Annotated in this window: 4 protein-coding genes; 3 read left to right on the plus strand and 1 reads right to left on the minus strand. The window is 69.6% G+C overall.

Annotated elements, in window-relative coordinates; translation table 11 throughout:
- Positions 1–24: 24 nt before the first annotated feature.
- From ASC56_RS03330 to ASC56_RS03345, 3 genes are all read left to right on the plus strand, one after another.
- Entirely contained in the window at positions 25–2,964 is a 2,940-nt protein-coding gene (locus ASC56_RS03330) for an AAA family ATPase (protein ID WP_159039588.1), read from the plus strand.
- Between the two features lie 1,001 nt (positions 2,965–3,965).
- Positions 3,966–6,791: a LuxR family transcriptional regulator gene (locus tag ASC56_RS03340; RefSeq protein ID WP_055489581.1), complete on the plus strand. Its 2,826-nt coding sequence runs from the start codon at positions 3,966–3,968 to the stop codon at positions 6,789–6,791.
- A gap of 570 nt (positions 6,792–7,361) precedes the next feature.
- Positions 7,362–7,949, plus strand: a complete 588-nt coding sequence (locus ASC56_RS03345) for a LuxR C-terminal-related transcriptional regulator (protein WP_055489582.1) — start codon at positions 7,362–7,364, stop codon at positions 7,947–7,949.
- 155 nt (positions 7,950–8,104) lie between these two features.
- On the opposite strand, the gene ASC56_RS03350 is transcribed toward ASC56_RS03345, so the two are convergent.
- Positions 8,105–9,367: beta-ketoacyl reductase (locus ASC56_RS03350; RefSeq protein ID WP_159039589.1), on the minus strand; the 1,263-nt coding region annotated here is incomplete at its 5' end.

Genomic DNA, 9,367 nt, shown 5'->3' on the forward strand with positions numbered 1-9,367 from the left:
TGGCGTCGCAACGGGGGGCAAGGCATGACCTTTTCATCCGGAGCCGAGAGCGCTTCCAAAGAGATGCGGCACTGTGCCCACACGCAGCCGGTGGAACGGGAGCGCGAACTCGCCCTGCTCTTCGACCTGTTGCAGCACACGGCCGACGGCCGCCCCGGGCTCGTGCTGCTGGAGGGACCGGACGGCATCGGCAAGAGCACCCTCCTGCGCTGCCTGATCGCTCGTGCCCACACCGAGGGGTTCACTGTGCTGGAGGCCCAGTGCGACCGGGCGGAGCAGGAGAGGACGCCCTTCGCCGTCGTACGCCGGCTGCTGGGACCGCATCTGGAGGCGGCTGCCGGGGTCCCGGTCGAGAGTCCGGCGGCGCGGGAGTTCGGTGCCGGCTTCGCTCCCAAGCTCATGTGCTGCGACATCAATGCCGACACGGACGTTCCCTACGGTGCACTGGTCGAACTGCACCGGAGGGTGGCCCGTGTGAGCGCTCGGAGCCCGGTGCTGCTCGCCGTGGACGACGCCGAGCGGGGCGATCCGGCGTCTCTGCGGTTCCTGGCGCACACCGCTCGACGGCTGGCGGAGCTGCCGATCCTGCTGGTCGTGTCGCGGCGTCCCGGAGCCGATGCCCCGCCCCTGGACGAGATGGCGTCCCAGCCGATGTGCCGCGTGGTGCGGCCCCGTCCGCTCACCGAGCGAGGCATCGGCCACATCGCCCAACGCCTCTCGGGGGACGCCGGCGACGCGGAGTTCCGCAACGCCTGCCTGGCAGCCACGAACGGCAATCCCCTCCTCGTCACGCGCCTGCTGGCCGCGCTGCACCACGAGGGCCAGCCGCTGACCGCCGCCGGCCTCGCCGGCACGCGGTCCGAGGACGTCACGCTCTTCAACCGCCGTGTCGTACGGATGCTGCACCGGCAGCCGGTCACCACTCTGCGGGCGGCGCGTGCGATGGCCGTGCTCGGTGACGGGGCGCCCTCCGAACTGTGCGCCGTGCTCGCCCTGCTCGACTCCGCCGTGTTCGCACAGTCCGTGCTGGCGCTGGGCGCCATCGGCCTGGTGTCGGCACCGCTGGACACCCGGGGCTGGTCGTTCACACACGATCTGATGCGGGAGGCCGTCCTGGCGGACATGCCGCCGCAGCAGCGGACGGCCGCGCACCGCCGCGCGGCGCGGCTGCTCCATGACGTGGGCGCGCCCGCCGACCAGGTCGCCGAGCACCTGCGGTTGTCCGGCGCGCCCGTCGTCGAGCCCTGGGCACGCGCGGTCCTGCGCGAGACGGCCCGCGCGGCGGTCCGGCGTGGAGCCCATACCCGGGCCGTGGAGCTGCTGCGGCGCTGTGTGCCGGAGGACGCCGAGACGGCCGGCGACACGTCGCTGCTCGTGGAGCTCGGCCTCGCCGAGATCCGACGGGACGTCACGGAGGGCATCCGGCACCTGATGCTCGCGCTGCCCCGGACGAAGGGCCCGGAGCAGCGCCTGACCGTCCACACCGCGCTCGTCGGTGCACTGGTCCGCACCGGACAGTTACCGCGCGCCGTGGAGCTGCTGCACCGTTACCGCGCGGAGGCCGGGCACGACGCGGGCGACGCCCTGCTGCTGGAGGCCCATATGCTTCTGGCGTCGCACGACAACCTGCTGTCCTTCACCCAGCTGCGCGACATGGTGAGCTTCGATCTGGGCCTGCCGGGCGACACGGCCGGCGAGCGGGCACTGCTGGCCATCCGAGCGGTCATCTCCGTGGCCCGAATGGACCGCGTCGCGGAGGCCGTCTCGGCGGCACGGCTGATCACCCGCCGCGGGATGCCGACAACCGATTCGCCGGGCTCCCTGAGCACGGCGGCCTCGGTGTTGCTGTACGCGGACCGCCCGCGAGAGGCGGACACCGCTCTTCGCCGGCTCATAGACGGTGCCCACGTGTCGGGCGAAATACAGTACGTCGCTCTCCTGGCGCTCAGTGCGGACGCCTGTCAGCGGCAGGGTGCGCTGGGAGAGGCACTGGACTCCACCGCGGTGGCCCTGGAGGGGACACCTCCCGAGCAGATGGGTCCCTTCCACGCGCTGGCGGCGGCGGCGCGGGTACAGGCTCTCCTCGACCTGGGCCGGGGGGCCGACGCTGCCGCGCTGGTCGCACGCTCGCCAGAGCCCTCGGCCGACAGCGGCTGGCAGTGGAACGAATACCTCGGCGCGCGGGGCCGGTTGCGACTGGCCGAGGGCGATGCGCGTTCGGCCCTGTCCGACCTGCTGGAGTGCGGCAGGCGGCAGCGTGAGTGGGAGCGCATCAGTCCGGCGATCTCCCCGTGGTGGTACTGGGCGGGCAGGGCGTACCTGGAGCTGGGGGACACGACGGCCTGCGGCCAACTGGCCGAGGAGGTCGTCTCCCTTGCCCGGCAAGGCGATCTGCCGTGCGCGCTCGGGGCGGGTCTGGAACTGCTGGCCGCCGCACGCGGTGACCGGGCCGGGCTGCCTCTGCTGGAAGAGGCCGAGACGGTGCTGGAAGAGACTGACGCGGCGCTGACCCTGACGCGCGTGAGGGTGGCGCGGGGACGGGCGCTGTACGCCGACGGTCAGACGCAGGCGGCGCGCAAGGTACTACGGCAGGGGCTGGAGACGGCCTACGCGCACGGATCGCGTCCGTTGTACGCCGAAGCCCGTCAGGCCCTGCTCACCACCGGTGCCCGGCCGAGGCGCCCCATGTCCACGGGGCTCGGGTCCCTGACACGCAGTGAACTGCAGGTCGCTCGACTGGCCTCCGAGGGACAGAGCAACTCCGAGATCGCCGAAGTCTTCTTCGTCACCCAGCGGACGGTCGAGGCACATCTGACCTCCGTCTACCGCAAGCTGGGCGTGTCCGGCCGGCGCGGTCTGCGCGGAGCGCTCGCCGATGCGGATGCCACGTCGACGCATTCCCGTGAAGGCCGGCACGGCCGCGCCGCGAAAGGCCATGCGCTCCGGGAGGGCGGCGCGGCCTGACCGCGGACCGGCGCGCCGGGCGGCCGCCGGGGACCACGGGACTTCCCGGGCGGGGCACCTGGTGAGCGTGCCCCGCGGTCCGGGGCGCCGAAGCAGGGGAGAAGAGAGTGGGTGCCGGGCGTCGCGACGTCGCCGCGGAGATCCGTCAGAAGGGCCCTGGCGTACCGGCTCGATGCTCAGGGTGCATTCCCAGCCAAACACAGACCCCGGGACGCGTCTAATGACTGGCCACATCCGGCGTTCTCGACATCCCCGCCGGTCCATGTTTCTGACCTCTATTCAATTACTGACGAGTAAATGACTATTCGCTTACTGAGCCGTCACCCCGGAACTCGGTGCGGAAGCATTCGTTCCGCCATGTCGACCGCCGGGGAATGACGCATTCCGCTCCCTGCGGGCGCGCAACCCACGGAGCGCCGTCCCGATCATGCTCCTCACCTGGGGGACAGGACATGACGTCGCCTCGGGCCGCGACCCCGGGCGGGGCGGGCTCCGCGGTCCGGGCCGTCGACGCCGACCACGATTCAATAGCAATGAATTCTGCTACCGCGCTTTAACAAGTACTACTTGCCCAAAGACACCTAGCTGTGATCTGCTCATGCTCAAGGGTTAAAGCACCGATGAGCGCACCTCAGGACTCCTCACATGAACGGATCCATGTATCGCTCGGAAAACGGGCCAAGATTCCGTCCTGTTGTCTCAGGTCCGCGGTCCGCCGGCCTCACGACCCGACGGTTCCTCTCCCGGCGCCAGGGGAGCCGGGGTCGCATCACGAGCACGCGACGGTGCCCGGCACGCATCTGATGACCGTCTCCCACGGGCCGCCCAGGCATCCCGTTCCCCTCCGTCGGCAGGACACCGCCGCCGACGGAGGGCACGAGCGGTGTCTCGTGGGGGAGGACTTCGACAGCACGCTCACGGCGGCCCGCTCCGCGCATGGGGTGATCGGGTCGCGCCGGCCGTCCTCGGCACGGTCCGAGTAGTGGAGGAAGGGACAAGCGATGTTGCTGGAGCGCGAGTCCGAACTGGCCGTGATGGCCGAGGCCCTGCGTGGGGAGGGGCGAAGCCAGGGTTCGTTCACGGTCGTCCAAGGTGCTTTCGGCACGGGCAAGTCTGCGCTCCTGCAGGTTGTCGGCGAACTCGGCCGCGAGCTTGGCGCCTTGGTCCTCAGGGCCCAGGCGGCGGCGACTGAGCGGGAGTTCTCCTTCGGTGTCGCTCGGCAACTGGCCGAGCCCGTCCTCGTCCAGGCCGCGGAGTCCGACGCCGAACACTGGGTGAAGGAGGCCGCGGAGCAGGCGGGTCTGCCCGCGCCGAAGAGCGGCCGATGGGCACATGATCTGGCCTGGCCGCCCATGACACAGCATCAGTCGCGGGTCTGGCTCGACGCCCTGGTGAACAGCATGGCCCGGGACCGGGCCGTACTGATCATGGTCGACGACGTGCACTGGGCCGACTCGGAGTCATTGCAGACCCTGCTCCGCACGGCACGCGCGCGTCGGCGCCGAACGCTTCTCGTGTGCTCGGTCATGGCGGGGGACGTTCGGACCGCACGCCCGAGCGTCCGCGACCTGCTGGCCCTTGGCGACAGGACGGTGGATCTGCCGCCCCTGAGCACCGTCGGCACGCGCAAGGTCATCGAGACCGTCTTCGAGGAGGCGCCGGACGCGGCATTCATCCACGCCTGCCAGGACCGCTCCGGAGGCAATCCGCTTTTGCTGCGTGCCATTGTCGACGACGCGCAGTTCCACGGCCTGCGGCCCACGGCACGTGACGCCGCCGCGGCCGCCGCGCTGCGCCCCGCTCAGGTGCGCCGACGGCTGCTGGCGTTCCTGCAGTCGCTGCCGGACCACATTCTGCGGACCGCCCGCGCCATGACGGTTCTCGGCGAGCACACCGCGCCGCAACTCCTCACCGAGTTGGCCGCACTGGACGAGGCCCGGCACGCCGAAGCGCTCCTGGTGCTGCGGCGGACTGGAGTGGTCGACGACCCCGCACGGGGTCTCACGGTCGGAACCGTACTGCGGGACGTGCTGGAGGAGAGCATGCCCCTGGAGGAGCGTGCGGCGATGCGGGGCATGGCCGCGGAACTGCTGCACCGTACGGGCCACCCCGTCGAGCACGCCGCCGAGCACCTGATGTCCGTCGTGAGCCTGCAGGACCGGGACGCGGTCGCGATCCTGCGTACGGCCGCGGACAGCGCGTTGCGCCGCGGCTCGGCGCGGGACGCGGCACGTTATCTGCACCGGGCCCTTCTCGACACCTCTGCCCCCGACCCGGACCGGGCCCGGGTGCTCATCGACCTGGCACACGCCGAGCGCAGCTTCGCCACAGCGGCTTCGCAGCGCCATATGGCCGAGGCCGTACGCCTGCTGGGGACGGTCCAGGAGCGGGCGGCGGCCCTCGCCCGACTGGGCCCCCTCCTGGTGGAGCCCGGCGTCTTGTGCATCGACGGGTTGATGAGAGGGGTGTCGGCGGATCTGAGCTCCTCCGGTTCCCCCGACGTTCTGGACCGGGATCTGGCCCTGCGGCTGGAGGCGCGGGAACACTGCCTTGCGGCGCAGGATCGCTCACGACTACCGATGGCCCTCCGCCGACTGCGGGAACTCGGTCCACAGCCCTCTTTGCGGACCGTGGGCGAACGGGAACTCGTCAATGCGCTGATCCACCTGTCCATGGTGGCCAACGCGGCACCGGCCGACGAACTGGCACAGCTGGCGACGCGGTTGCTCGCGCATGAACCGCCGTCACCGGCCCATGTGCACACCACGCTGCCCCTCACCGTCAACATCCTGGCGGCAGCCGGGCAGACCGCGGGCGCGGCCAGATGGCTCAGGGAGGCCCACCGGCTCGCGGAACGGCGCGGCGGAGACGTCGAACAGGCCGTCATCCGGGCAGAACAGGCGCTCATCGCGCTCGCCGACGGGAATCTCGCCTCGGCCCGCGCCAAGGTCCTTCATGCCGACGCCCTGGCAGGTCCGGAGATGAGCGGGTTCCCCACGGTCTGTGCGGCCGTCCTGGCCATTGTGGCGCTGAACACCGGTGAGCCGGAGCTGGCCGAACACATCCTCACCCAGCACCGGTTGAGCGCGGAGAACCAGCATCTGGCCGCTCTGCTGCACATGGCCCGAGGGGTGCTCGCGGCCCGGCGGAGCGAGGCACGCGTGGCTCTCGACCACTTCCGTGTCGCGGGTCAGCACATGGAGCAGATCGGCTGGCGCAATCCGGTCACGCTCCCCTGGTCCTCCTGTGCCGCCCTGATGCATCACCGCCTGGGCGAGGTCGAGCAAGCCATCGTCGCCGGCCGGACGGAGGTCGAGCGGGCCCGCAGGTGGGGCGCCCCCACGGTGCTGGGCCGGGCACTCGTCGTGCTGGGCCGCGTCATTCCGGGGCATGGCGGGGCCGAAGTCCTCGAAGAGGCCGTGGACGTCCTGGAGAAGGGGACCAACGGCTATGAACTGTGCCGGGCGCTGTACGCGCTCGGCAAGCGGCCGGAAACAGACAGCGCACGCAGGGAAATCTCTCTGAAACGTGCCCTCGCTCTCGCGACCGAATGCGATTCAGCCGGACTGACCGAAAGGATCCGTCAGTTTCTCGGCAATCATGAGAATGAGCCGCCCAAGGGCGCGCCCTCGTTGACACGGTCCGAGAACAGGGTGACGCGTCTCGCTGTTGCCGGAATGAGTAATCAAGAGATTTCCGCCACGCTGAAGATTTCACTGCGCATGGTGGAGAAGCATTTGACCAGCTCTTACCGGAAGCTTGGCATCAGCGGCAGACCGAGCTTGCCCGATGCCCTAGCGGAACTTGATTCCCGCACAGACACCTGACCGTAACCTTCGAGGGCAGCGATCGGTCACCTTGTGTCACTACGGGCAGAAAACGGTCCGCCGAACACAGACTCGGGCATGAAGCCTGCCCGTACGGTCACCTGCCGCCAACAGGGCCCTCACGGCGGGGACTCCATGTTGACCGTTTCCAAGGTTCACAATCGATCACTCTCGGCGACCAGTGACACCAATGGTGCACTTTCGGCCATACCACTGCCCATCGGTCGTCCGGAACCGCACCACCGAACCACCGAACCACAGTGTTTTGTCGCCGTGCAAAAGTTTGCTTGACCTGCTCCTAGAGCATTTCTAGGCTCAAAACGCAGATGATGAGTGCGGTCCCGAGTGAACACATCCGTGCATCTACGAAAGGGGACCCGCCCTTATCGACACCGCGTCAGCGGTGAGCCCTCCCCCACAAGGAAAGACGGTACGTCGGTAGTGACCACAAGAACCGCAAGCGGCCCGATCAGCAGAGGGCAAGCAACGGCCGGCTCGACTTCCGTACCCCGTAGGCACTCTCCCTTAGAAGGAAGACCGCACTCCGCAGCGATTCACTATCGTACCTACATGGCTCATCTGTCTCCGGACATGGAGATCATGGCAGCGGAAGCCGATTTCTCGCGGCAGTTCGGCCGGTCGCCGGCCGAGACGTGCGGCCGCAGCCTCTACGACCTCCTGCATCCCAGTTCGCCCACGGTGTTGAACAAGCACTTCGCGCGCCTGTCCGAGGGCCGCTGCAACCGCTTCACCGAGCGTGTGGTCGGCCTGGGAGACGCCGGGCATGCCTTCTCCGGGGAGCTGACCGGGATAGCGGTCAAGGACACCGAAGGACACCTCTCCGGCATCGTCGTCCTGGTCCGTCCGGACGAGGACATGTCCGGATCCACCGCGGACGACGACCCGATCAATCCACGCACGCGTCTGCTCAGCAAGCTCGACGCGCAGGTTCTGGAGGGCGTCGCCAGCGGCGCCTCCACGGTGCAACTGGCCGCCCGCCTGTACTTGAGCCGTCAGGGCGTCGAGTACCACGTCGGGTTGATGCTGCGCAAACTCAAGGCTCCCAACAGGGCGGCGCTTGTGGCCCGGGCGCATTCCATGGGGATGCTCACGGTGGGCCACTGGCCGCCGCGCGTTCTGCCGGAGTTCATCAAGTAACGGCGCCACCCGACGCCGCCCTCGTCCAGGGCGCTGGTCAGGTCCTTGCGTTCCTCAGCACGGAGGCCGTGCCGCTTCGAAGCGGCACGGCCTCCGTGCTGAGGGGGGCGATCCACCGTATGGGTGCGGGTCGGCGTCCGCACCCCAAGGCGGGGCTACGGCTGGTCCAGCTCCCGGCTGATGAAGTCGAACAGCTCCTCGTCCGTGGCCTCGTCCAGGCGGTCGGTCACCAACGTAGCGCCGGCCGCGGCGGTCTCCTCGCGTTCGTCGACCTCGGCGAGCAGTGCACGGAGTCGTGCCCTGAGCAGTGCTCTGACGTCCTGGTTCGGGCCGGACTCCATGATCTTCGAGAGGGCGGTGTCCGCCTCGGCCAGCAACTCGGCCGCGGTTTCCCGGCGCTCGCCGGACAGTTCCTCGGCCAGGAAGCGAGCGAGATCCGCAGGTGTCGGATGGTCGAACACGAGCGTGGTGGGCAACCGCAGACCGGTGTCCCGGGCCAGTTGGTTCCGCAGTTCGACGGCGGTCAGGGAGTCGAATCCCATCTCGCGGAAGGCACGCCCGGCTTCCACACCGGCCGCGTCGGTGAATCCCAGCGCGACGGCGGCGACAGTTCGCACGTGGTCCAGGAGCAGACCCGTGCGCTCGTCGGAGGAGCGCGTCTTCAGTCGGTCCAGGAGCGGGGACGTCGCCCCCGAGGAAGGATCCCGTCCCTGCTGGTCCTCGCCGTCCTCGCCCGCCAGGACGGCGGCGGCTTCGGGAAGCGCGGTCAGCAAGGGACTCGACCGTCGGCTGGTGAACGCCGGGGCGAACCGGGCCCAGTCGACGTCGGCCACCACGACCGCGCTGTCGCCGACCTCGAGCGCCCGGGTCAAAGCGGCAAGGGCCGCGTCCGGGTCCAGCGGGAACAGCCCACGCCTGCGAAGCAGCTCCTGCGCCTGGGCACCGGCCGCCATGCCCGTACCGCCCCAAGGCCCCCACGCCACCGCCGTCCCCACCAGACCACGCGCCCGACGCGCCTCCACCAACGCATCCAGATACGCATTGGCCGCCGCATACGCCCCCTGCCCCCCACTGCCCCACACACCCGCGATCGAGGAGAACACCACGAACAACGACAGATCCATGCCACGCGTCAGCTCATCCAGGAACCCAGCCGCCACAGCCTTCGCCCCCACCACCGAAGCCAGCCGCTGCGGCGTCATCACCTCGATCACATCGTCATCGAGCACACCCGCCGCATGCACCACCCCATCAACCGGATACGCGGCCAGCAACCCCGCCACCGCCTCCCGCTCCCCCACATCACAGGCCTCCACCACCACCCGCACACCCAAACCCTCCAACTCCTCACACAACTCCACCGCCCCCGGCGCCTCCAGACCACGCCGACTGCTCAGCACCAGCTCACGCGTACCCCC

The organism is Streptomyces sp. TP-A0356 (assembly GCF_001417775.1).
GTDB lineage: Bacteria > Actinomycetota > Actinomycetes > Streptomycetales > Streptomycetaceae > Streptomyces.

Excerpts from the sequence above, each read along its gene's own strand:
- ASC56_RS03330 (WP_159039588.1), top strand. The coding sequence starts at position 25 with ATGACCTTTTCATCCGGAGCCGAGAGCGCTTCCAAAGAGATGCGGCAC.
- ASC56_RS03340 (WP_055489581.1), top strand. The coding sequence starts at position 3,966 with ATGTTGCTGGAGCGCGAGTCCGAACTGGCCGTGATGGCCGAGGCCCTG.
- ASC56_RS03345 (WP_055489582.1), top strand. The coding sequence starts at position 7,362 with ATGGCTCATCTGTCTCCGGACATGGAGATCATGGCAGCGGAAGCCGAT.